At 62.4% G+C, this 22,342-nt stretch carries 24 protein-coding genes and 1 pseudogene; 12 read left to right on the plus strand and 13 right to left on the minus strand.

The window, feature by feature from the left end; all coding sequences use genetic code 11:
- Positions 1 to 44 precede the first annotated feature (44 nt).
- The 7 genes and pseudogenes from AB3X99_RS27880 to AB3X99_RS27910 all read right to left on the minus strand — a co-directional run bounded on the left by AB3X99_RS27880 (position 45) and on the right by AB3X99_RS27910 (position 6,068).
- Positions 45 to 1,592 (minus strand): hypothetical protein, encoded by a 1,548-nt coding sequence (locus tag AB3X99_RS27880; protein ID WP_368618742.1) that lies wholly within the window; start codon positions 1,590 to 1,592, stop codon positions 45 to 47.
- Positions 1,593 to 1,773: 181 nt separating this feature from the next.
- Positions 1,774 to 2,073 (minus strand): hypothetical protein, encoded by a 300-nt coding sequence (locus AB3X99_RS27885; protein ID WP_069265882.1) that lies wholly within the window; start codon positions 2,071 to 2,073, stop codon positions 1,774 to 1,776.
- A 160-nt stretch (positions 2,074 to 2,233) separates the two neighbouring features.
- Positions 2,234 to 3,262: a helix-turn-helix domain-containing protein gene (locus tag AB3X99_RS27890; protein ID WP_368618743.1), complete on the minus strand. Its 1,029-nt coding sequence runs from the start codon at positions 3,260 to 3,262 to the stop codon at positions 2,234 to 2,236.
- A gap of 352 nt (positions 3,263 to 3,614) precedes the next feature.
- A complete protein-coding gene (locus tag AB3X99_RS27895) occupies positions 3,615 to 4,616 on the minus strand; it encodes an NADP-dependent oxidoreductase (RefSeq protein ID WP_342949100.1) in 1,002 nt (333 codons plus the stop codon).
- A 43-nt stretch (positions 4,617 to 4,659) separates the two neighbouring features.
- A pseudogene (locus AB3X99_RS27900) lies at positions 4,660 to 4,863 on the minus strand (short-chain dehydrogenase/reductase); the annotation flags it as partial.
- Positions 4,864 to 4,943: 80 nt separating this feature from the next.
- Complete coding sequence (locus tag AB3X99_RS27905; RefSeq protein WP_368602417.1) at positions 4,944 to 5,552, minus strand: TetR/AcrR family transcriptional regulator; 609 nt, start codon at positions 5,550 to 5,552, stop codon at positions 4,944 to 4,946.
- Between the two features lie 96 nt (positions 5,553 to 5,648).
- Complete coding sequence (locus tag AB3X99_RS27910; protein WP_368618744.1) at positions 5,649 to 6,068, minus strand: winged helix-turn-helix transcriptional regulator; 420 nt, start codon at positions 6,066 to 6,068, stop codon at positions 5,649 to 5,651.
- 276 nt (positions 6,069 to 6,344) lie between these two features.
- Here AB3X99_RS27910 and AB3X99_RS27915 point away from each other — a divergent pair, with 276 nt between their 5' ends.
- Both AB3X99_RS27915 and AB3X99_RS27920 read left to right on the plus strand, forming a co-directional pair.
- Positions 6,345 to 7,271 (plus strand): NmrA family NAD(P)-binding protein, encoded by a 927-nt coding sequence (locus tag AB3X99_RS27915; protein ID WP_368618745.1) that lies wholly within the window; start codon positions 6,345 to 6,347, stop codon positions 7,269 to 7,271.
- 36 nt (positions 7,272 to 7,307) lie between these two features.
- Complete coding sequence (locus tag AB3X99_RS27920) at positions 7,308 to 7,679, plus strand: DoxX family protein (RefSeq protein ID WP_069265877.1); 372 nt, start codon at positions 7,308 to 7,310, stop codon at positions 7,677 to 7,679.
- 70 nt (positions 7,680 to 7,749) lie between these two features.
- Here the strand turns inward: AB3X99_RS27920 and AB3X99_RS27925 are convergent, their stop codons facing one another.
- Positions 7,750 to 8,850 (minus strand): YeiH family protein, encoded by a 1,101-nt coding sequence (locus tag AB3X99_RS27925; protein WP_368618746.1) that lies wholly within the window; start codon positions 8,848 to 8,850, stop codon positions 7,750 to 7,752.
- Positions 8,851 to 9,144: 294 nt separating this feature from the next.
- On the opposite strand from AB3X99_RS27925, the gene AB3X99_RS27930 reads away from it, so the two are divergent.
- Positions 9,145 to 10,125: a LysR family transcriptional regulator gene (locus tag AB3X99_RS27930; protein WP_368618747.1), complete on the plus strand. Its 981-nt coding sequence runs from the start codon at positions 9,145 to 9,147 to the stop codon at positions 10,123 to 10,125.
- Here AB3X99_RS27930 and AB3X99_RS27935 read toward each other — a convergent pair.
- Positions 10,102 to 11,019 carry a LysR family transcriptional regulator gene (locus tag AB3X99_RS27935; RefSeq protein WP_368618748.1) on the minus strand — a complete coding sequence of 306 codons (918 nt, stop codon included), beginning with the start codon at positions 11,017 to 11,019 and terminating at the stop codon, positions 10,102 to 10,104. The genes AB3X99_RS27930 and AB3X99_RS27935 overlap by 24 nt on opposite strands.
- A gap of 128 nt (positions 11,020 to 11,147) precedes the next feature.
- On the opposite strand from AB3X99_RS27935, the gene AB3X99_RS27940 reads away from it, so the two are divergent.
- From AB3X99_RS27940 to AB3X99_RS27970, 7 genes are all read left to right on the plus strand, one after another.
- Entirely contained in the window at positions 11,148 to 11,942 is a 795-nt protein-coding gene (locus AB3X99_RS27940; protein WP_368618749.1) for an SDR family oxidoreductase, read from the plus strand.
- A gap of 118 nt (positions 11,943 to 12,060) precedes the next feature.
- Complete coding sequence (locus AB3X99_RS27945; RefSeq protein ID WP_069265874.1) at positions 12,061 to 12,963, plus strand: LysR substrate-binding domain-containing protein; 903 nt, start codon at positions 12,061 to 12,063, stop codon at positions 12,961 to 12,963.
- A gap of 164 nt (positions 12,964 to 13,127) precedes the next feature.
- Positions 13,128 to 14,360: a PLP-dependent aminotransferase family protein gene (locus AB3X99_RS27950; RefSeq protein WP_368618750.1), complete on the plus strand. Its 1,233-nt coding sequence runs from the start codon at positions 13,128 to 13,130 to the stop codon at positions 14,358 to 14,360.
- Positions 14,357 to 14,581, plus strand: coding sequence for a DUF3311 domain-containing protein (locus AB3X99_RS27955; protein WP_069265872.1), 225 nt, complete (start codon positions 14,357 to 14,359; stop codon positions 14,579 to 14,581). The genes AB3X99_RS27950 and AB3X99_RS27955 overlap by 4 nt, the downstream gene beginning before the upstream one ends.
- Entirely contained in the window at positions 14,578 to 16,101 is a 1,524-nt protein-coding gene (mctP, locus tag AB3X99_RS27960; RefSeq protein ID WP_368618751.1) for a monocarboxylate uptake permease MctP, read from the plus strand. Before AB3X99_RS27955 ends, mctP begins: the two co-directional genes overlap by 4 nt.
- Positions 16,085 to 16,774, plus strand: a complete 690-nt coding sequence (locus AB3X99_RS27965; RefSeq protein ID WP_141710726.1) for a class I SAM-dependent methyltransferase — start codon at positions 16,085 to 16,087, stop codon at positions 16,772 to 16,774. Before mctP ends, AB3X99_RS27965 begins: the two co-directional genes overlap by 17 nt.
- A 24-nt stretch (positions 16,775 to 16,798) precedes the next feature.
- On the plus strand, positions 16,799 to 17,665 hold the full coding sequence (locus AB3X99_RS27970; RefSeq protein WP_368618752.1) for an MBL fold metallo-hydrolase: 867 nt from the start codon (positions 16,799 to 16,801) through the stop codon (positions 17,663 to 17,665).
- Between the two features lie 474 nt (positions 17,666 to 18,139).
- Here AB3X99_RS27970 and AB3X99_RS27975 read toward each other — a convergent pair whose 3' ends face one another.
- Entirely contained in the window at positions 18,140 to 18,895 is a 756-nt protein-coding gene (locus AB3X99_RS27975; protein WP_368618753.1) for a DeoR/GlpR family DNA-binding transcription regulator, read from the minus strand.
- Positions 18,896 to 18,998: 103 nt separating this feature from the next.
- On the opposite strand from AB3X99_RS27975, the gene AB3X99_RS27980 reads away from it, so the two are divergent.
- Together AB3X99_RS27980 and AB3X99_RS27985 are read left to right on the plus strand one after the other, a co-directional pair.
- A complete protein-coding gene (locus tag AB3X99_RS27980) occupies positions 18,999 to 19,586 on the plus strand; it encodes an NUDIX domain-containing protein (RefSeq protein ID WP_368618754.1) in 588 nt (195 codons plus the stop codon).
- A gap of 34 nt (positions 19,587 to 19,620) precedes the next feature.
- A complete protein-coding gene (locus AB3X99_RS27985; protein ID WP_069265868.1) occupies positions 19,621 to 19,917 on the plus strand; it encodes a YciI family protein in 297 nt (98 codons plus the stop codon).
- A 27-nt stretch (positions 19,918 to 19,944) separates the two neighbouring features.
- Here the strand turns inward: AB3X99_RS27985 and AB3X99_RS27990 are convergent, their stop codons facing one another.
- From AB3X99_RS27990 to AB3X99_RS28000, 3 genes are all read right to left on the minus strand, one after another.
- Positions 19,945 to 20,748, minus strand: coding sequence for an FRG domain-containing protein (locus AB3X99_RS27990; protein WP_069265867.1), 804 nt, complete (start codon positions 20,746 to 20,748; stop codon positions 19,945 to 19,947).
- Positions 20,749 to 20,873: 125 nt separating this feature from the next.
- Complete coding sequence (locus tag AB3X99_RS27995; RefSeq protein ID WP_342949008.1) at positions 20,874 to 21,377, minus strand: pyridoxamine 5'-phosphate oxidase family protein; 504 nt, start codon at positions 21,375 to 21,377, stop codon at positions 20,874 to 20,876.
- Positions 21,378 to 21,472: 95 nt separating this feature from the next.
- The gene (locus AB3X99_RS28000; RefSeq protein WP_324159796.1) at positions 21,473 to 22,324 is read right to left on the minus strand and encodes a carbohydrate ABC transporter permease; all 852 of its coding nucleotides are present in this window, start codon (positions 22,322 to 22,324) and stop codon (positions 21,473 to 21,475) included.
- Between the last annotated feature and the right edge of the window lie 18 nt (positions 22,325 to 22,342).

Below are 22,342 nucleotides of genomic sequence, written 5' to 3' on the forward strand. Positions count from 1 at the left end.
GGGCGATCGATCGAGGCGTTGCCGGCGAACCGGCCGCCTCGATGCTATGCGTTGTTTAACAAGATCATCGCGTGGATCTTTGAAAGCGCCTGCTGCCATGCGGCGGTGTCGCGCGTGGCGTCGCCTTTGTCGATCAGCGGTTCGAGCATTGAACGCAGGTCCGTAGAGCGCGAGGTGTCTTTCGGCGTGTTCATGTCGGAGACGAGCACACCTCGTTCGTACTTCGAATCACGCGCATCCTGCGCCGACGACTGACTCAGCGTGGCATTCAACAGTACGCCGCGCGACGTCGCTATCTGCACCGTGCTCTCGGCGCTATCGTCGATCCGCACGTAATCGTAGTTTTGCGAATCTCTCGACGATGTGAGGACAGGCGCGCCCCCACCCTGCAGCGCCTGATGGTAGCTCGCGCTCAAATGCGATTGCTGGGTCTGCGAGATCTTGCCCTCGCGCGCCGTGCCTTCGAGCTGCGTGCTCTGCGCAACCTGATACGAGAATGAATCGACTTCACCGGGGCGCATCGGATTGGGCGACGTGCTCGCGTCCGTGATCGACGCGCTGAAGTCTGCGAGACCCGTGAGCATCGCCTGATCCGACTGCTGCAGCGTCGGCGAGTACGCGGCGCCCGGCAATGTCCCGCCCGAAGGCGTGCCATAGTCCTCGTTCATTTGCGTAAAGCCGTCTTCGAACATCGACATCAGCGCGACATTGCCGTGTCCGCGCGAATTCGCATGGTCGAACTGCTGCAGATAGCTCGCTATCGAAGCCGCGCGCTGCGCGCCCGTTCCCCACAACGCGGAATGACTCGTGTCGACCTTGAGGTTCATCGTGCCTGCGGCGCTCGTGACGCTCAGGCTGCGCGCCGAGTTGTCCTGCGCGTAGCTGGCCGAAATATTCGCGTTGCCGTTGCCCGTCACGCTGTACTGAAAGTTCACCGATGCGAGCGCCGACGTGTCGAACTGCGCGAGGCCGCTCAAATCGAGTTTGGGCGGCACGGCGCCCAGGCCGTCGATGGCCTGCTGGAAACCGTCCGAGAGCTTCGCCAGCGCGTTGCGTTCGATTTCGCTCAGCGTGCCGCTGCTCTTGATACTCACCGAGAGGCCGCCGTCTTCGCTGCCCAGTTCGATTTCGACCGCCACGCCGCTCGTCGTACGAATCGTCAGACCGATCTGACCACTTGCGCCATGTGATCCTTGTCCTACTGTCGCCAGGCCGCTTGCGGACGAAACGCTCACCGACTGCGCGTAGTCGCTGCCCGTGGTCTTGAAGCGATCGAGCAGCGCACTGCCCAGTCCGGCGAAATGACCCGCCATCGTCTGCGCGGCGTAGTTGCCCATCATCCTGAGCGACACGATATCGCTGGTATCGCTCGCCCAGCTCGACACCGGCGTCGTGCCAGTGAGCGTGCCTTCGGGCGTGTAGGTCTGAAGCACGGCAATGCCATCTGCCGAAGGAATCGTGACGATGGTCGAGGGCGCGAGCGCAGCGAGACTGGACACGTCGGTGTCGGCCTCGGCGGTGGGATTCACGCTGCTCACGAGGGGCGTGAGCGCAAGGGTCGTGGCGGCATTCAAGGACGATAGCGTGGTCATGGCTCGATGCGTTCTTGTTGTTTGCCAGGCTGCACGCCTGGCCGTTCGCAAAAAGGCGCCGCGCGCCAGCATGCCGGCGCGGCCAACTGCTCTATCGCTCTATCGTCAGGTATTACGAAATCTTTAGGTTGACCTTACACCTGCCCATACGGGCACGTGTGCGTATCGAGCCGTTTGCGGCTCAGCTTGCGCAGGCCAACGCAGGCATCCGGCGGGACGCGTCGAAGTCCCGGGCCTTCATGGCAGCCGCAGCGCAGCCACGCTTGTCCAGCCGCTCGGCCAGCAGCCAGCTAAACACGTCCAGCGCGGTCCTGCCGTGCGTCGCAATGAATTCGCGCATCACTTCCTGCACGGCACCTTCCTGTGTCGCCGTCGAAAGCATGCTGGAAATATGCGACGCGCCACGCGCGAGTTCGAGCGAATACGCCGCTTCGTAGTAGTACAGGCCGCCTTGACGCGGCTTTTTGTGGGCCTTTTTCATGTTTCCCCCGTTTGCCCGTATCTGGCAGGCGCCTGCATCTTTGCAGGCGGCGCATGACGCGGCAATGAATCGGCAGTGCCTGGGGCCAAATCTGTCGCTATGTCTCAAATACTTGTTGTTTTGTCTCACATGCGGCTTGCACGACCCACGTGTTTCATGCTCAACGCATCAAGGCCATCCAGTAGCGCCAGTCGTCCGCCCCGGACTCTTTCGCCAGTTCGGTCTCGCCATTGAGCGCCAGCATGCGTACCGCGCGCGGCGAGAGACCAATCGAACGGCGAAACGCGCGCGTGAAATTCGCGGCGTCGGTGAATCCGTGTGCGGCGGCAATGTCGGCAATCGACATGCCGCGTCGCGCCGGGTCGGCGAGCATCTCGCGGCAGCGCCGCAAGCGGCGCTCGCGCACATAAGTCGCGAAACCGCCCTCCTGTTCGAATAGCCGGTAAAGCGTGGCGCGCGACATGTCGAATGCACGCGTTACGAATTCCGCGTTCAGTTGCGGATCGGTCAGGCGCTTCTCCACATAGCGGCAGATCGATACGAACACACATTCCTGAACAGCCGGCCAGTGTTCCGGGCTCACGCTCGCGTTGAGCGCGCTGGCCGCAAGTTGAAGCGTGGCGGGCATGACGGCCTGGGCGTGGGTGAGCGTCAACTGCGGGGCATGTCGGTAAAGCGCACCCAGATGCTCGCGCAGCAGCGCGACCGTGGAATCGGTGCCGCGAATCACACGCATGCTCTGCTGGTCGGGAGCAGTCAGCAAAGGGGCGAGCAAGCGCCGCGGCACCGCCAGGTTAAGGAATTCGCTCTGCGTGGTGTCGGTCGCGAGCGGTTGGGCCGCGTCCACGATGAACATGTCGCCCGGCTGCGTACACGCTTCCGGGCCGCCGTCGCGCGCCCGGCAGTGGCCACCTAGATAGAACTGCAGAACATATTGATCGTGACCGTCACGGCCGATCTTGGCGTTCGAGCGGTCGTAGCGCTGCGCGCCCGTGCGTATCGAGCCCAGCACCACGTCGCCGACCAGATAGCCGCTCACGCTGGTGCCGAATCCCGCGTCGCGCGATTCTGCGGTCTGCGTGTCGAAAATCACGCTCACTGCCTCGCGCCACGCGGAAAACTGCTGGTCGCGAGGCAGCACGCTGGTATCGAACGTGGAATGAGGCAGGGAATTCGGCGTTGGGCTCATAGGCCACCTTGGTATGCGTAATGACTACGGGATGGGCAACCTCCACTCGACTACTGGGCTATCGGTTGCGCGCGCAAATTCTTTAGAGCAGGCGGCGCAAGGAAAAACGAGTAAGGGGAATGCGCCTTGCTGCGCGCTGGACGGGCGGCCATTCGATGCCCCGGAAAGGCTGAAATGCACAACGCGCGGCGCCGTCTTCGACAAAGAGGAGGAAGGTCCGATGAGCCCGCTTCATTGCATCGGCTACCCGTGCTGCTGCGGACTGTTACAAGGTGTATTCAAGTTCACGAAGTGAATACCGCCCCAGCAAGGGCCGTTGCCTCTGCCAGGAAGCCAACACAGATCCCTCCTTTTATCGAATCTTGATAACGACCTTACCCTTAGCACGTCCGGTTTCAACATAAGCCAAAGCCTCTCGCGTTGACTCGAACGGGAATATACGATCGATCACAGGCTTTATCGCAGCAGAGTCGAAGAGCCCGGCTATCTGGCTTAGCTGATCTCCGTCGGCACGCATAAAGAGGAATGAATAGTCGACATTCCGACGTCTTGCCGCCTTTCGGATGCGATAGCTCAGAAGGTGCATCGCCGCTCTCAGGAACCAGGCGGCACCTATCTGCCTGGCAAATTCGGGATCGGGCGGACCGGCGATTCCGATCAGCTTGCCACCCGACTTGAGCACTTGCAATGATTTTTCGAGGGTCTTTCCGCCCTGCGTATCCAGCACTACGTCATAGTCTTTCAATACAGCGGCAAAGTCGTCCTTCCTGTAATCGATGACGATGTCCGCACCGAGCTGCTTCATCAATCCCGCATTCGCGGCGCTCGCTGTCGTCGCGACGGTGGCGCCAAGATGCTTCGCCAGTTGAATGGCGAAGGTGCCGACACCGCCCGAGCCAGCGTGTATGAGCACCTTCTGCCCTTTCTTCAGTTGTGCTCGTTCGACCAGCGCCTGCCACGCAGTCAGGCCCACCAACGGGATCGAAGCCGCTTCTTCCATACTCAGCGCTTTGGGCTTGAGCGCCACGGCGTCTTCCGTGATCGCGATGAATTCCGCGAAAGTGCCGATCCGGTCTTTGGGCGGTCGCGCATACACCTCATCGCCCGGTTTCAATCGCCTCACGTGTGATCCGACGCGGACAATGGTCCCAGCGAGGTCGTTGCCCAGAATCAGCGGCAAGCGGTAGGGCAAAATAAGCTTGAACTCTCCGTCCCTGATCTTCGAATCAAGCGGGTTCACGCCAGCGGCGTGAATCTGGATGAGTACGTCGTCCTCACGCAGTTCCGGATCCGGCATTTCGCCGGCTCGTATGCCATTCTCGCGTCCATATCGATCGACGACGAATGCCTTCATCATGGTTCGTTGTTCCTTGCCAGTTTCTTGTTGCGTGAATCATCTACGCTGTGAGCCGCAGGTCCTTGCGAATGCCGGCGTCCACCAGGCCCACAGGGGCAAATCTGCGTAGCAATCTGAGACGGCCGGCGAGTCAGCCCGCCGCATAGCGGAGTTTCGGGCGCGCCGCGAGAGCGGCCCGCAATACGGTTTCGGCCACAACCTCAGGACCGTCAGCGCTTTCGACTACCTCCTTCACTCGCCGATCGTGCGCGCCCGGTCGTTGGATCAAAAATATGATAGACGTCATATTTTTGATCCAACGAAAGCCGATACCGGGCACACGGATTACTCATCAGCGGGTGCGAATGTATTCAGTGCGGCTTCGAGAAGACTATCCGACAGTTTGGGGTCGTCGACGGCGCGCGCCAGCACCATGGTGCCGACCATGGTAGCAACAGTCAGAAGTGCCTGCTCATGCGCGCCCGGCTGCCCCCAGTCGGGCAATTGGCGCGCGACGACATCGATCATCTCCTTGATGCGGCGGGTGGCCGCGCGACGCACGACTGGCGCCTGACGCGGCATCTCCGAGCCAAGGGCAGAGACCGGGCAGCCCGTTTCTATGGCGTCACGGTGCTCCTTCGACAGATAGGCGCGCACCATCGACGGCAATGCCTGCTCCTGCGGCACGGAGGCGGCGATTTGCTCCGACAATGCCACGGCCTCGGCACCGGCGCGGTCGGCCGCTTCCGCAAGCAGCACTTCCCGCGATGGAAAGTGCGCGTAGAAGCCGCCATGTGTCAGGCCAGCCTCCTTCATGATGTCGGCCACTCCCGTCCCGTCGTAGCCACTGCGTCGAATCGCGCGGGCGGCAACCTCGACGATGCGCTCGTGCGTGATTTCCTTGCGGCTGGCCGGTTTTCGATTGGATGATGGTTTCTGCATGATGGTCATCATATACCACTTCAGCGCAATTTGCTGCACGAAGCAATCTCGGTTGGGATCACCCTAACGTTCGTTCTGGCACCGACGACCTCGCATCGGCTCGAGCATCTAGCGCGGGACGTCACCGGATGCGCCGTCAAAGCGCACGCGCGCGGCATGGATGTCGGGATAACGACGATCGGCCCAATCGATGAGGGCCGCCATCGGGTCCAACAGGGACTGGCCTAGCGGAGCCAGACGATATTCCACGCTTGGTGGGCTGGTGGGAAAAACATGGCGGGTGATGAGTCCGTCGCGCTCCAGATCGCGCAGTGTCTGGGTAAGCATGCGCTTGGAAATGTCAGGGATGGCCCGGTGAATCTCACTGAAGCGCCGCGATCGCGTCGCGAGCTCCATGATCATGAGCATGCTCCATTTGTCGCCGATGCGGTCGAGCACGTCGCGAATCGCGCAGTGTGCAGGCTGGGCGGCGCCCAGTTCACGTTGATAACGGCTGAATCTCTCGATCGCCTTCTGGACAGTGCTCATTCGGGTTCCCCTAAACTCCTCTGGTAACAAAAAACTGCCTCCTTCCGGCGCGAGGCATTGGTCTCTATGATAGACCTACCCTCAAACAAAGACTGCTCCACAGGGAGCTCGAATGTCAAACCCCGTTCCCGGCCGCCTTCCGTAGCTGACTCCGGCGGGCATCTGGGCCGGCGCGTCGAGTCGCAGGCGGAAGCCGAAGATTCCACCATTACCGCATCCAGCAGTAGCCGCAGAAGTGTTGGCATTTAAGGGCAATTTTAATTTCAGGAGAACTACATGATTTTGGTAATGGGAATTACCGGACGCGTAGGTGGCGCAACGGCCCAACATCTATTGGCGCAAGGCCGGCAAGTACGGGCGCTGGTCCGCAATCGCGAGAAGGCGGCGAATTGGGCGGATCGAGGCGTGGAACTCGTCGACGGCGACTGGAATGATGCGGCCACCGTGGAGAGGGCGCTCGATGGAGTCGACGGCGCATTTGTCATGTTGCCGGCTGTCTGGGCACCCTCGCCTGATTTCAGGGAAGCAAAGGGCGTGATCGCGAACTACGTCGAGGCGCTGACCAGAGCAGCGCCGCCGCGGGTGGTCGTGCTCTCGTCGATGGGGGCGAACAGAACCAGCGGCCTGGGAATGATCACGGCCCTGTCGCTTCTCGAGCAAGGACTACGCGATCTGACGTTGCCGATCGCCTATGTGCGAGCCGGCGGGTTTTTCGAAAACTTCCTTTACGGCCTGCACGTCGCCCAGAGCGGCACGCTACCTGTCTACTACAACCCGACGAGTCGGAAGTCGACCATGGTCGCGACCGATGATATCGGCGCCGAAGTGGCGGCGCTGCTGACCGGGCAGCCGTGGTCCGGGCATCGCGTCGTCGAGCTGGGCTCGATGGTCAGCGCGGACGAAGTCGCGGCCCAACTGGGCGAAGTCTTGCGGCGCGACGTCAAGGCCCTTTCCATCCCGCGTGCCGGCTGGCCAGCAGCGTTCGAACAGTTCGGCGTCCCGAGGGGACAGACCGGGCCCGCCGAAGCGATGTTCGACGCCGTCAACGCGGGCTGGATGGATCTCGGCGTCGCGGGTACGGAGCACATCGCGGGCACGACGTCTCCTCGCGATGTCTTTGCGGCGGCCTACAAGGCCAATACGGCACGAACTCGGCATGAACAACGGAGACCGGCCGTCTCGTCGAACGGGCGGCCGCACTAGTCCTCGGCTGTGCACTCAACAGAGAAGGTAGAACGAATGTCCAAGATTTCCTGGCGCCAGGTATTACCTTTGGTTCTTGCCGCTTTTTTCGTCGTCGGATCGCTCAGCAACATCGTCGCCCCGCGATCCATCTTTGAGGAGTACCTGAAGTGGGGATATCCGCACTGGTTCCATTTCGTAACCGGTTCGCTGGAACTCATGACTGCCCTTCTGCTCGCGCGACCACGGACGCGGCTGTGGGGCTCGGCGCTCGGCTGCACCGTAATGTTGGCCGCGCTGGCAACCGTCGCAGTGCACGGCGAATACGGACACGGGGTGGCGCCGCTTGTCGCGGCGACACTATCGATTGTTGTGGGCTGGATTGCCTGGCGCGAGCGGCTCACTACCGGTTCTTTGGCTCGGGCCTAAACCAGCAGGAGCAGGAGGATTCGCTCGAAGCTTCCCACATGACGTCTATCTGAGGCGTTTAACGGCAACATCACTCAATGCGCATTAGGTGGATCAGAACCAGACTCATCGCCGCCAACACCAGTATCGAAAGAATCACCGCCGACGTGACGCGCGGACCTGCCTTTGCGACGGTACGCAGATCGGTACCTACACCCAAAGCAGCCATTGAAACAACCGTGAGCGCGCTGCCTAGCTCGCTCGCCGGCTGCAAAAGCGGCATGGGAATCATCCCCGTCGCTCGAGCCGCGCACAGGAGAACGAAGCCGACGATAAACCATGGCACCAGCTTCGTCAGACGAACCTTGCCGGGCAGCATCGTCGTACCGTCGCCCGGCTCCGGCGTACCTGGGTTCGCAGCACGTACAGGCAGAAGCGTGGACAGGAGCAGCATCACCGGTCCGAGCATGAGCACACGCACCAGTTTAACCAGCGTGCCAATATGCACACTGACGGGTGAAACGGGTATGGTCGCTGCAAGCACCTGTGGCACCGCATAGACGGTCATACCTGCCAATGTCCCATACTGCACGGCGTTCAGATGAAGAGCCGCAGATATCAGCGGCAAGCCAAGCACTACCGCAACGCCAAGCACCGCGGTGAAGGCGATCGATGCAGTGACATCGTCGCGGCTGGCGCCGATCACGGGCGCAACCGCTGCGATGGCTGAATTTCCGCAGATCGAATTTCCGCACGCGATCAGGACCGCCATGCGCCGTGGCAACTTCAGTGCGCGTCCTGTTCCGTAACTCGCCAGGATGGCCGCGATGACGATCACAACGATGCCCGACAGCAGCTTGAGGCCGGTCGCCTGCAATGCGGCGGCGCTAAATGATACGCCGAGCAGCACGACGGAGATTTCCAGCAAGGCTTTGGCGCTGAACGTAATCCCGCTTGTCCAACGCTCACCCGGCGTCCATATCATACGGACCAGCGCCCCAACGACGATCGCGAGCACGAGCGATTCAAGCCACACATGACCAAATAGACGCGCTTGCAGCGTTTGCAGCAGCCATGCGATCAGGCATACGCCGGCACAGAGCGCAACACCGGGAATCAGTCCAATAAGGTAACAGGGCCCAACCGCATACTTGCTACGGGATGTTCGGCGATTCGGCGAAAGAGACGACATTTCGACACCAGACGGTTAAACGGAGTGACTAGGCTATGCGTCGTTCGGTGTCGTGAAAAATACAAAATAGGCAGCTGTTGCCTGACTTTGAGTTATGCCACCTCATTTCCAGGTTCTGGCAGCCCCCTGCAGGCTGATCACGGCGATCGTTTCCCACAGGAAACGGTGTTGCACTTGCGGCATCCTTTAATGGCGGATGAAACGGCGCTACCATCGTGGCCGTCTCGTGGGAAATCGTGGGTGCCCGGATTTCGGACCATGAGTCGGCCACGGCGATTCTCGCGGGCCTTGCCAATGAATTTCACTCATCTGTTTGCTTTCTATGAAGTTGCCCGCGCCGGCAGCTTGAGCGGCGGCGCCTTGCGTCTGCGGGTAAGCCAGCCCGCCGTTAGCCGCGAGGTCAAGGAACTGGAAGATCGCCTGGGTGTCCTACTGTTCGACAGGCTGCCCCGAGGCGTGGCGCTCACCTATGCGGGGAAACTGCTATTCGACTACGCAGAACGGATATTCACCCTCGCCGAGGCGGCCCGATCCGAATTGAAGGAAATCGCAGGTCTTGACTCAGGGCACCTTCAAATAGGCGCGAGCGCAACACTAGGTGTCTACCTCGTGCCGAAGATGATCGCCACATTCACGACGCGCTATCCAAAGATCAGCATCGAACTGACTGTCACCAATACACAGGAGGTCGTGCGCGGCCTCGGTAACGGCAACTACACGCTCGGTTTCATCGAGGGTCCATACGACGAAGCACGCCTGCACGCGCAATATGTTGGCTCCGACGAAATCGTACTCGCAGCCGCGCCGGGATTACGTCAAAGCAACGGGCAACTACTGTTGGCGCGCAATCTTGCAGAACGGAGGGTGATCCTGCGCGAACCGGGTTCGGGTACGCGCGCGGTGGTCGAATCCGCGTATCAGCGCGCCGGGTTCGAGATGGTACCTTCCATGTCGGTGAGCGATACGGAGGCCATCAAGCGCATGCTTGTTTCGCAACCGAGCATGGCCTACCTGTCCTCACTCAGTATCGAGACGGAAATCGCCCGTGGCGAAATCCGCACCCTGGAGGTGGCTGACATGCGAATAGAACGCGCGCTGAATCTGGTCTGGCTCAAGAGGCGTTCGCTTTCACCATGCGCTCGGGCCTTCTTCGAACTAGCCCTTGAGCATACCGCGCATGCGGGTGGTCCTTTTCCCATCGCTGGGGGTCACGTTTGCGACGCCCCGGCAATGCAGAGCGTCCAAGCCCGGCTAGCCCCCCGCGGCCATCCCTGACCTGGCTATGCGTGCGACTCGACCGCCCTCCCCGCTTTGAAACTGTTGAACGATCATATCGACGACGACACGCACGCGTGCCGTCCGGTGAAAATCGGCATGCATGCCGAGCCAGACATCGTAGGCACTTTCCACATCGGGCAGCACGCGCACAAGATCGGGAATGGCATCACCAATATAGGTCGGCAATTCTCCGATGCCCAGCGCGCCTTGCAAGGAGGCGACGAGCGCGAGAATCGAGTTCACCTGTACGCCCGGCACCCGCAGGCTGGTTCTCAACGCTTGCAGCGGCGGGAACCAGCGGATCCCGTCGCCCGCGACAAGCGCGACGAACTCGTGCGCAACGAGATCGCCAATATCACGCGGCGTCGGGAAGTTCGCAAGGTACGCCGGACTCGCGTACAGCGCGGTCGTCAGACCGGGAAGACGACGCACGATAGCGGACGCCTGCTGCGGTCGTACGTTGCGCGCAACGATATCGTTCTCGCGTTGTGCGAGCCTGGAAAACGCTGAAGCGATATCCACCTCGATGCGAATCTCCGGGTACTTGCGACGCACCGATGCAATGGCCGGTATGACATACCCGGTGCCCAGCACATCCGACGTGCCAACACGGACCACACCGCGCGGCGACATATCTGCACCACCCGCGCGCCGCTCGAGTTCCAGCGCACTGCGCTCCATCTGCGTCGCGACGTCGACCAGTGCTTCGGCCGTGTCTGTCGGCAAATAGCCGCGGGGCGTGCGCAGAAACAGCCTGGCCTTCAGTTCATGCTCCAGCGCGGCCAGTTGACGGCTGACCGTAGGCGGATTGCTGTTCAATTCGCGCGAAGCGCCGGCAAGCGTCCGATGCCGATAGACGGCAATGAAAAACCGCAATCTGTTCCAGTCCATAGGTTCATTTCATCAGACGAACACGTCGACCAGTCGTTTCAAGAATGGAATCCAGCATTACCGAATCGACCGTTTATGCAAGTATCGCCGGAAACTAGACTGACCGTGTTCTCGTAACGAAGAGGGAGATGATGGATCTGAAACTGTCGGGAAAAACGGCGCTCGTGCTCGGCGCGTCACGCGGGCTCGGACTGGCGAGCGCAATCGAACTGGGACGCGAGGGGGCGAACGTGATGATCGCTTCGTCGAACGGCGGCCATCATGCACACGCACTGGCGCAGCTACGCGAAGCGGGCGTGACGAACGCACACGCGATCACAGTGGACGTAAGGCGTCCAGACGACGCATCGCATGCGCTCGCCGATACCGTCGCCGAATTTGGCTCGCTCGATATTCTCGTCAACAACGCCGGAGGTCCGCCCTTCGGCTCGTTCGACACGTTTGACGACGCCGCGTGGCAAGAGGCGTTCGATCTCAGCTTCTTGAGCATCGCGCGCTTCACACGCCTGGCGCTGCCGCATCTGCGCCGCTCCGGCGAGGGCCGCGTGATCAATATCGTCAGCTTTTCGGTGCGGCACGCAATGCAGGGATCGATTCTGTCGACGAGCATGCGCCTGGGCGTAGTCGGCCTCGCCAAGCTGCTGTCACGCGAGGCGAACGGCAATGGCATCACCGTCAACAACGTGGCACCGGGATTGATACTGACCGACCGCATCCGCGAGTCGTCGCTCAAGCAGAAACTCGCGGACGGCAGAAGCGAACAACAGGGCCTCGCGGAACTGGCCGCGGAAGTCCCCTTGCGGCGCCTCGGTCGTCCGGAGGAACTCGGCGCGCTGGTCGCGTTTCTGGCGTCTCCCCGCGCGAGCTATATCAACGGCGCAACGATCCAGGTCGACGGGGGCCTCGGCACCGGCATTCTGTGATTCGCGAGGGCGGCGCGCTTCGGCTCGCGGCGCCGCTTCGTTCACCATTTCGTCAGACGAGAACCGCACTGAAAGCGGTCTAGAATGGATTCATTGTCTCAGTACGGAAACGATCGCCATGATCGACCTCAATGATCTGTATTACTTTTCGGTCGTGGTCGAGAAACGTGGCTTTTCCGCTGCGGCCGATGCAATCGGGATACCCAAGGGCACCCTTAGCAAACGCCTGCAGGCATTGGAGCAGGCGTTGGGACTGCGGCTTGCGAACCGCACGACGCGCAAGTTCTCGCTCACCGAGGCGGGCGTGGACTTCCATGCGCATTGCCTGCGCGTAATGAACGAGGTACGCGATGCCGAGCAGGCCGCACAGGCGCGCCTGACGGAGCCGGTTGGACGCGTGCGCATCACGTGTGCGGCCGGCATCGTCCGGATGGCGCTCGATAGAGTGCTGCCGCCGTTTCTCGCCGTGCATCCGAAAATCGACATCGATCTGCAGACCTCCAGCCGCTATGTCGACATCGTTGAAGAAGGGTATGACATTGCGCTGCGCAGCCATACGGAGCCGCTGCAAAGTTCGTCGCTGATCGCGCGGCCCGTTGGGCAAACGCGCGTAGTGCTCGTCGCGAGCCCCACACTCTTTGCGAATGGACCGCCCTCCGAGCCGGCTGAGCTGAACGGCGCGGACGGCATGCAGCTGGCGCGTCGCGATACCGGCTGTACCTGGTTGCTGCATGCCTCGGATGGGCGCACCGCGACCGTTTCCTACCACCCGAGGATTCGCTGCAACGACGCGCCGTTCGCGAAGTTCGCGGCCCAGGCGGGGCTAGGCGTCGTCGCCCTACCCTCGCCGATGTGCAAGGCCGAACTCGCAGACGGTCGGCTCGTGCGCGTCCTCCCGGACTGGCACATCCCACGCGGCACGTTAAGTATCGTCTTTCCGTCGCAACGCGGCATGACGCAAGCGATGCGCGCGACCGTCGACTATCTCGCCGAAGCGTTGCCCGCCTTGATGAACGACTGACTCCCTTCGCAAACAGCCATCATTCGAGCGCATGAAAAAGGGCGCAGGCCCGATTTCGTCCCCGTCCCCATCGTTTCCACGCGGAAACAGTTTTACTCCTCCAGCCGTCTTTTTCATTGTTTCCCTGCTGTCTACGATGACGCTCTTCAAGGAGGAGCAATCAGATGGCAAATACGTTGTCCCGTGCCGAGCGGCGTATCGCTCAACGCGCACAATCGCTGAACAGTTCGGCGATTCGCGAAATTCTCAAGCTTACCGAACGACCCGACATGATCTCGTTCGCGGGCGGCGTTCCGTCGCCCGCCTCGTTTCCGCTCGCCGCACTACGCGATGCATCCGCTCGGGCGACGCATGCTTCCAGTGCCGACATCTTCCAGTACAGCGCGACGGAAGGCTATGCGCCATTGCGCGAATGGATCGCGCGCGCGCACTCGACCAGCCAGCATCCCGTCACGCCGTCCAACGTCCTGATCACGAGCGGCTCCCAGCAGGCGTTCGACCTCATCGGCAAGGTGCTCGTCGATCCGCAAAGCGCGGTGCTCGTGGAGCGGCCGACGTATCTCGGCGCGTTGCAGTCGCTCTCGCTATACGAACCCGAATTCGTGAGCGTGCAGACGGACGAACACGGCATCGTGTCGAAAGCGCTCGAATACATCGAACCCGAGCGCGCCGCGCTGTTGTATCTGCAGCCGAACTTCCAGAATCCCACGGGGACGCGTCTGCCGTTCCAGCGTCGCAGGAAGATCGCGGAAATCGCCCGCCGCACCGGGCTCATCGTCGTCGAGGACGATCCCTATGCCGCGCTTGCGTTCGACGGCGGTCAGTTGCCGTCCATCCATTCGATGGCGCCCGACAACGTCATTTACCTGGGTTCGTTTTCAAAGGCCCTCGCGCCCGGATTGCGGGTCGGCTACATGATCGTGCCGGGCGCGCTGCAGCAAAAGTTCGTCCAGGTCAAGCAGGCGGCCGATCTGCATAGCTCGACGCTTTCGCAGCACATCGTCTACGAGACCGTGCGCGACGGATTGCTCGAATCTCACGTACCGCGACTTGCCAGTTTCTATCATCAGCAATGCGAAGCAATGCTATCCGCACTCGACAGGCATATGCCCGAAGGCGTGCGCTGGAACGTGCCCGAAGGCGGCATGTTCGTCTGGCTCGCTTTGCCGCCCGACATCGACAGCGCGGCACTGCTCGAAGACGCGCTTGCCGTCAATGTCGCATTCGTCCCCGGCGCGCCGTTCTTTGCACGCGATCCGCTCCACCACTTTCTGCGCCTGTCCTTCGCGACCGTATCGCCGCAGCAGATCGACCGCGGCATCGAACGGCTGGCGGCGCTCATCAACGCGCACTCGCGTGCGTTTACCCCCGTTTTCGACCTGGAACTCGACCGATGACATCCCGGCTGACTCTGCTGTTGCTTGCCTCGCCCATTGTTGCCGCGCTTAGCGTGCCGTTCTACAACCGCATGACACCCACGCTCGACGGCTGGCCATTCTTCTACTGGTGGCAAACGGGCTGCGTTCTCGCGGGCGCGCTGCTGACGGGCGCAGCTTACCTGCTCGACGCGAGCGCCGTGCGCAAGTCCGCAGCGCGATCGCAAGAAGGTGCCGCATGAACGTAATGTCGATAGGTATCTTCATCGCACTTTTTGCACTGGTGAGCGTGCTGGGGATGGCGGCGGCGCGATGGCGGCGCAGCGATCTCAGCGCCATTCACGAATGGGGACTCGCCGGTCGGCGCTTCGGCACCGTCATGAGCTGGTTCCTGATCGGCGGCGACCTTTACACCGCGTACACCTTCGTCGCCGTGCCGGCGCTTGTCTTCGCTGCGGGCGCGACGGGGTTCTTCGCGGTGCCGTACACCATCATCACGTTTCCTCTCGGCTTTCTCGTCTTGCCGCGCCTGTGGCGCGTTGCGCGCAAGCATGGCCACGTGACCCTCGCCGACTACATCGAACAGCGCTTTGGCAGCCGCCCCCTTGCGCTCGCGATCGCGTTGACAGGCATTCTCGCGACCATGCCGTATATTGCGTTGCAACTGGTGGGCATTCGGGTCACGCTCGGCGCGCTCGGCCTTCCGACGCATGGCTGGCTCGGCGAAACGCCGCTTTTCGTCGCGTTCGGCGTACTCGCGGTCTATACGTGGTCGAGCGGATTACGCGCGCCGGCAATGATCGCTGTCGTCAAGGACTTGCTGATCTACGCGACGATCATCGGGGCACTGATCGTGATCCCGGCGCGGCTTGGCGGCTTCGGTCACATGTTCGCGGCGTTGCCGCCAGCGAAGCTGCTGCTGAAAGCGCCGGACGCCACGAGCCTCAACGCGTACTCGTCGTATGCAACACTCGCGCTCGGCTCGGCACTTGCGTTGCTGCTCTATCCGCATTCGATGACGGCAACACTCTCCGCATCATCCGATCGCGTGATCCGACGCAACATGGCCTTGCTGCCTGCGTATTCGCTGCTGCTCGCCTTCGTCGCACTGCTTGGTGTGATGGCGCTCGCGGCGGGTGTCGGCGCGATGCCCGAGTACGCGGATCAGTTCCGGCAATTCGGCCCGAACTTCGCAGTGTTCGCACTTTTCCTGCACTACTTCCCTTCGTGGTTCGTCGGCGTCGCGTTCGCGGCGATCGGCATTGGCGCGCTGGTGCCCGCCGCGATCATGTCGATTGCCGCGGCCAATCTTTTCACGCGCAACGTGTGGCGGCCGTATTTCGCGCCGTATTGCAGCGCGGCGCGCGAGACCCGGGTAGCAAAGCAGGTCTCGCTGTTCGTCAAGTTCGGGGCGCTGGGTTTCGTGCTGTTCATGCCCGTTCAGTTTGCCATTCAGTTGCAGTTGCTCGGCGGCGTCTGGATCACGCAGACCTTGCCTGCCGTCGTGCTGGGTCTCTTCGTGCCCGCCGTGCGCGCGCGCAGTCTGATGGCGGGCTGGATATCCGGTCTGGGCACCGGCACGTGGATGGTGGCCGTGAATGGCTTCAAGACCGCTACTTACACGATTCATGTCGGCGCGCTCGCGATGCCGGTCTATGCCGCTGTGATCGCGTTGCTTGCCAACCTTGTCATCGTCCTCGCGTCGTCGGTCCTTTTCACGAAACCGCAGGAAGAAGGAGTCGAAGGTGACCTCCAGAACTGATAGCACCAACGCTGCGCTCGCGGGCATCGACATCGATACCTTGATGTCGCACCTCGCGTGCCCCACGGCCGAAACCGGCCTCGCGGTCGGCGACATGATGGAGCGCGTCAACGCCGCGTTGATCGATGCAGCGTTCACCAGACTCGATCCGCAGGCGGACGAACGCATCGTCGAGATCGGGCCAGGCAACGGCGGCCATATCCTGTCCGTGCTGACGCGTGCGCCACGGCTGACGCTCGTGGGCATCGACATATCGCCGACGATGACGTCTGCGGCTCGCGAACGCAACGCCATGTTGCTGGCGCGCGGACGCGTCGCGCTGACGACGGCGGACGTCGCCAGCATTCCCTACGCAAACGCCTCATTCGACAAGGCCATCGCGATCAACAGCGTCTACTTCTGGCCGGACCTCCTGGCAGCCCTTCGGGAAATCCGCCGTGTGCTGCGCGACGAAGGACAACTGGTGATCGCGGCGATGACACCCGAAGCGGCGCTGTCGATGCCGTTCAGCCGCCACGGTTTTCGCGTTCATGGACCGACCGCTTTTCGCGAAGCCTGCTTCGAAGCCGGCTTCGATCACGTACAGATCGAACGCTATGTCGATCACGGGTCCGCGGCGCCCGCGCCCGCCGCGCAACGCACGTTCTTTCTCGTGCGCGCTTCGTGCATGTAGTGGATCACGCTTCAGGAGTGTTTTATGTTTCCTCATGTTCAATCGTTTCATGATGCAGTGACGGGCACTGTCAGTCACATCGTTCATGCGGGCGCGGGTTCGACTTGCGCGGTGATCGACCCGGTACTGGACTACGACACGGCGTCCGGGCGCCCGTCGACCGCGTCACTCGATCGCATCCTCGCGTTTATCGGGGAGCAGCATCTGGTCGTCGGATGGGTTCTCGAAACGCATGCGCATGCGGATCATCTATCGGGCGCCGTCGAACTGAAACGGCGCAGGGGCGGCACCATCGCTACGAGCGCGCGTATCGCCGACGTGCGCTCGCTGTTCTCGACGACGTTCGATCTCGCCGACGAGCACGGCTTTGATTGTCTATTCGGACCCGAGGAAGCATTCACGATCGGCACCATGACGGCGCATGCGATTCCGACACCCGGACACACGCCCGCAGACACGGCCTATTTGATTGGCGATGCGCTGTTCGTCGGCGATACGCTGTTCATGCCCGACCTCGGCACGGCACGCTGCGATTTCCCCGGTGGCGATGCGAAAACGCTCTACGCGTCGGTCCGGCGGCTCCTGGCACTGCCCGAATCGACCCGCGTATTCGTCTGTCACGACTACCCGCCTGCGGGGCGTGACGTACGCTTCGAAACGACGATTGCCGAGCAGCGGCAACACAATATCCATGTGCGCGACGGCATCAGCGAAAGCGAATTCGTTGCGATGCGAACTGCGCGCGATCTCACGTTGAAGGTGCCCGCGCTGCTGTTCCCCGCGATGCAGGTGAATTTGCGCGGCGGACGTCTGCCCGCTTCCGATGACAACGGCCGTCGCTATATGCGGATTCCGATCGACGAGTCCTGTTTCGCGGCGGATCCCTCATGATCGGCGCGCCAAGACGTTTGCTTAAGCGCGCGGGTCCGGGCCGTGGCAATGCGTTTTGCGCCGCTACGGAAGCTCCGACCGGCGCGTGCATCGACGCAGATGCGCCTCCGCCGTCAATGGACGACAGCGCCGCACCGACCGCGCCGGTCGACTACGAAATCGAACTCATGCGCTACCTGCTGCTTTCGATGGCTGCTGCCTACTGAACACAGCATCGCTGTTCGTTGCCTGGAAACTTCAGCGCCGTGACGCGAGACTCCACCACCTCGCTGCGATGGGTACATCGTCGTCGCGCGCGCCGCTTTGGGAATTCTTCGAAATGAGAAAACGTGCAAGATTCAACGCGACTCCCCATTTGAGCAAGCGCGATGCTGGCTCGTTTGTCGTACGCCATTTGCCTGCGATCCTGCTGCTATTGCTTTTGGGCTTGAATGCGTTCGTTCTTGGCATCGTGGGATAGCCGTGATCACGCACTCAGGCGCGCACCACCGTCACGCCGGCCGCTTCGATCGGCTCGATCAGCTTCGCGTCCGCCGAACGCTCGACGACGATGGTCTGCGCCATACCGATTGGACCGATGCAATACGGCGACGCGGCGTTGAGCTTCTCGGCCGACGCCAGGACGACCGTTTCAGCCGCGCGCGCAGCCAGCGCGCGTTTTACATAGGATTCCTCGAAATCGCCCGTGCTCAGCCCGGCTTGCACGTGAACGCCCGTCACGCCCATGAAGTACAGGTCTGCGTGAATGTGCGCGATCGCCTCCACGGCCGCCGCGCCCACGGTGACCACCGAATGCTTGTAGAGCTTCCCGCCGATCAGCACGACTTCGATGGCGGGATGCTCCGCGAGCGCCACCGCGACGCCGGGGCTATGCGTGACGATGGTTGCCCGCAGATCGCGCGGCAGGCACTCGACCAGAAGCGCCGAGGTCGTCCCGCCATCGACGATCGCCACCTGCCCCGGCGCGATCATGTCCGCGGCCTTTTGCGCGATGCGCCGCTTCGCTGCCACCTCCATGCCGCGCCGCTCTGCGATAGGCGCCACCGCCGGCGAAGCCGGGAGCGCGCCGCCGTGCACGCGCTGCAACAGGCCCTCGGCGGCCAACTCGCGCAGGTCGCGCCGCACGGTGTCCTCGGAAACGCCGAATTGCGCGCTCAGTTCGCCGGCGAGCACCTGGCCATCGCGCTTGAGCGCCGCGAGTATCGCTTTCTTTCGTTGATCTGTGAGCATGGGAATGGCGCACACCGGGTTACACGGGATTGCACGAATTTTCTTGATTTTGCACGAAACTGCACGATACCATGAATGGCGAATGCCGACCAAGGGGAACGAGATGACTGCAACGAAAGACCGCGTGCGAATGATCGAAACCACCGTGCTGTCCGACGACTGGTATGTGCTCCGCAAGGTGACCTTCGACTTCCTGCGCAGCAACGGCGCGTGGCAGCGCCAGAGCCGCGAGACCTACGATCGCGGCAACGGCGCGACCATCCTGCTGCACGATCCGCGCAGCGGCAACGTCGTGCTCACGCGGCAATTTCGCATGCCGACGTTCGTCAACGGGCACGACGGCATGATGATCGAAGCCCCGGGCGGCCTGCTCGACGACGCCGCGCCCGACGAGCGCATTCGCGCCGAAGTCGAGGAAGAAACGGGCTACCGCGTGCGCAACCTGCGCAAGGTGTTCGAGGCGTACATGAGCCCGGGCTCCGTGACCGAGAAGCTTTACTTCTACCTGGGCGAATACGACCCCGCCGAGCGGCCCGGCGCGGGCGGCGGAGTCGAAGAGGAAGGCGAGGATCTGGAAGTGGTCGAAATGCCGCTTGGCGAGGCGCTGAGCATGATCGAGCGCGGCGAGATCGTGGACGGCAAGACGATCATGCTGTTACAACACGCGGCGTTGCGCGGTCTCGCGCGCTAACATACACACTTCGCTCGTTTTTTATCGATTGCCCATGTACATCGTTTCGCTGTTCTATACCGCTTCGCTCGAACGCATCGACGACGCCCTGCCCGCGCATCGTGCGTACCTCGACGCGCAGTTCGAAGCCGGCAATTTCATTGCCGCAGGACCGAAAATGCCGCGCGACGGCGGCGTGATCATCGCCTCGCACATGCCGCGCGAGCGGCTCGATGCGCTGCTCGCCGCCGATCCCTTCGCGCAGCAAGGCGTCGCCCACTACGAAGTGACGGAATTCAAGGCCACGCGCCTCGCGCCCGGCCTCAATCTGCCGCGGCCCGAAACGCCTTGAGTGTTGGCGCTGCGGGCTGGCGCCGGTTCAGTTCGGCGAGCCCGCAACCGGTACCACCATGCCCGACCATACGATCTCCAGCTCCACCGCAATGGATCGCGCGAGCCCGTCGAGCCCCGGAAACAGCGAGGCATTCGTGATGTTCATGCGGTAGAGCCACTTCATCGCGTCCATGCGGATGCGCTCGGGCAGCACGATCTTGTGCAGCAGTTCCTCGTGGCTCTCGTAGCCTTCCAGAATGGCCTGCAACGGCTTGTCGATCACGCCCGGCACGACGAACGTGCCCGACTGCGCGACGAGCCGGTCGTCCATCTCGGTGGGCTCGCCCGACCAGAGAATTTCGTTCGTGTTGCTAAAGAAGTAGCGCTCGAAGTTGTCGTGCGCGCGCGGGTCGATCACATCGCGCGTGAGCGTGGGATTGACCTTGGGCAGCGCGCGGCTGTTCCAGAGCGCCGGCGTGTTCAGTGCGTAGACGGCGGCGTCGCCGGTGGCGCGTTCGAGCGCGAAAAAGGCCGCGACGAACGGGCTCTTGGTGAAATCGAGCAGCCGCGTGGGTGCGCCGTGGTGCTGCATGAGCGCGAGACAGCGCAGATCGTCCTTGAGCAGGTCCGGATGCGCGAGAAAGTTGTGCGCCTTGCGGCGAAACACGCGAATCGCGCGCTCCTCGCGCTGGCGCCATTGCAGCCGGTCGCCTACGTAGTCGCGCATGTAGCGTGTGAGCGAGCTTTCGAGGTGCCACTGCGCGTTCTGCTGTCCGCGAAACGCCCAGCCGTCGAGCTGCGTCGTCAGCGCCATGAATTGCTGCCAGTCTGTGAGTACCGTGGTCTGCATCGTGGTTCCGGTAGCGTTCGTTTTTGCGTCGCGCCGGGGTCGCGCGAAGCGCGCGCCCCGCTGGACACGCTAGCACATCGACAATGACAACATCACGAAGGTTTCGCCACGCACTGTGTGCACACTCAGGCGAATGTACGCAGCATCGCGATCTGCTCGCGCCAACGCTTCAGCACCTGCGCGGGCTCGTAGAGCCGGAACGTCACGCCGCTCAGCACCTCGGCGTACTTTGCGCGATGCCCGGTTATGGATTCGATTTCCACGCGAAATACGCTCAGTTCGAGTGCCGTTTGCCGCTGCGCCACGGCGTGTGAGCGTGCGCGGATCTCCAGCAGCGCGCCGTCATGCACGAGCGAGAGCGTGAGGCGGCCGTCGCGCATAAGGTTCGCGGTGGTGCTGGACTGCGGCCAGAGCGCGATGAGCAGCGTGGTGGCGTTCACGGCCAGGATCTCGCCCGCGCTCAGTTGCGCACCGTGCGGCCAGCCGTCCTCGCTGACGGTCGAAAGGCGAACCGCATCGGCAAGACGCGCTTCGAGGTGCTCGCCGTCGAATTCTCGAACGAGCGCTGCGGGCAGTTGCGTGGGCGATGCGGGCTGCATCGCCTGTGGGGCCGGTTCGTTTTGCTCCATGGGGCGTTCCTTGCGGGTATCGCGTGCGTCGGGTCGTTTGAAATTGGACCGTAGCGCCGCGCCGAAGTCAAATCGCCCCGCCCTTCAGCAACCGTTCAGCCCTTGGTCGCGCCGAACGTGAGCCCTGCTACGAAGTGCTTCTGCATCGCGAAGAACATCATCACCGAAGGCAGCGCAGCAAGGACCGAGCCTGCGGAAACGAGGTTCCAGGCCGTCGTCCATTGCCCCTTGAGGGCCGCGACGCCCACCGTGATCGGCGCGGCGTCGTCGCCCTGGGTCAGGCACAGGGCCCAGAAGTAGTCGTTCCAGACGAACGTGAAGACGAGAATGGCGAGTGCTGCGAGCGCCGGGCGGATGAGCGGCAGCACGATGCGCACGAACACGGTCCATTCGTTCGCGCCCTCGATGCGCGCGGCCTCCACGAGTTCGAATGGCAGCTGCTTGATGAAATTACGCAGGAAGAGCGCGCAAAAACCGGTCTGAAACGACAGATGGAACAGGATCAGGCCGCCGACGGTGTTGTAGAGACCCAGCCTGAGCGTGAGGTCGCGCACCGGAATCATCAGCACCTGGATCGGCACGAAGTTGCCCGCAACGAAGGTCGCGAACAGCGCCGCATTGCCCGGAAAGCGATAGATGGCGAGCGCATAGCCCGCCAGCGCTGCGAGCGCAATCGCCCCAGCCACGGCGGGCAGCGTGATCTGCACGCTGTTCCAGAAGTAATGGAGCATGGGCGAAGTCGTGAGCGCGTCGCGATAGTTCTCGATCATCGCGAAGTGTCTCGGCCAGCCCCAGTAGTTGCCTTCGCTCAGTTCCTCGGTGGAGCGCACCGAGGTGACCAGCACGGCAATGAGCGGCAGCAGCCAGATGACGAGCGCCACGGGCAGCGAGAGCTTGTACAGGCGGCGCGACGCGGGCTTCCACTTGTCGACCGGAATCGGAAACATGGGGGCTCCTCGTAGCGG

It is taken from the genome of Paraburkholderia sp. BR10882, assembly GCF_040948855.1.
GTDB lineage: Bacteria > Pseudomonadota > Gammaproteobacteria > Burkholderiales > Burkholderiaceae > Paraburkholderia > Paraburkholderia nodosa_A.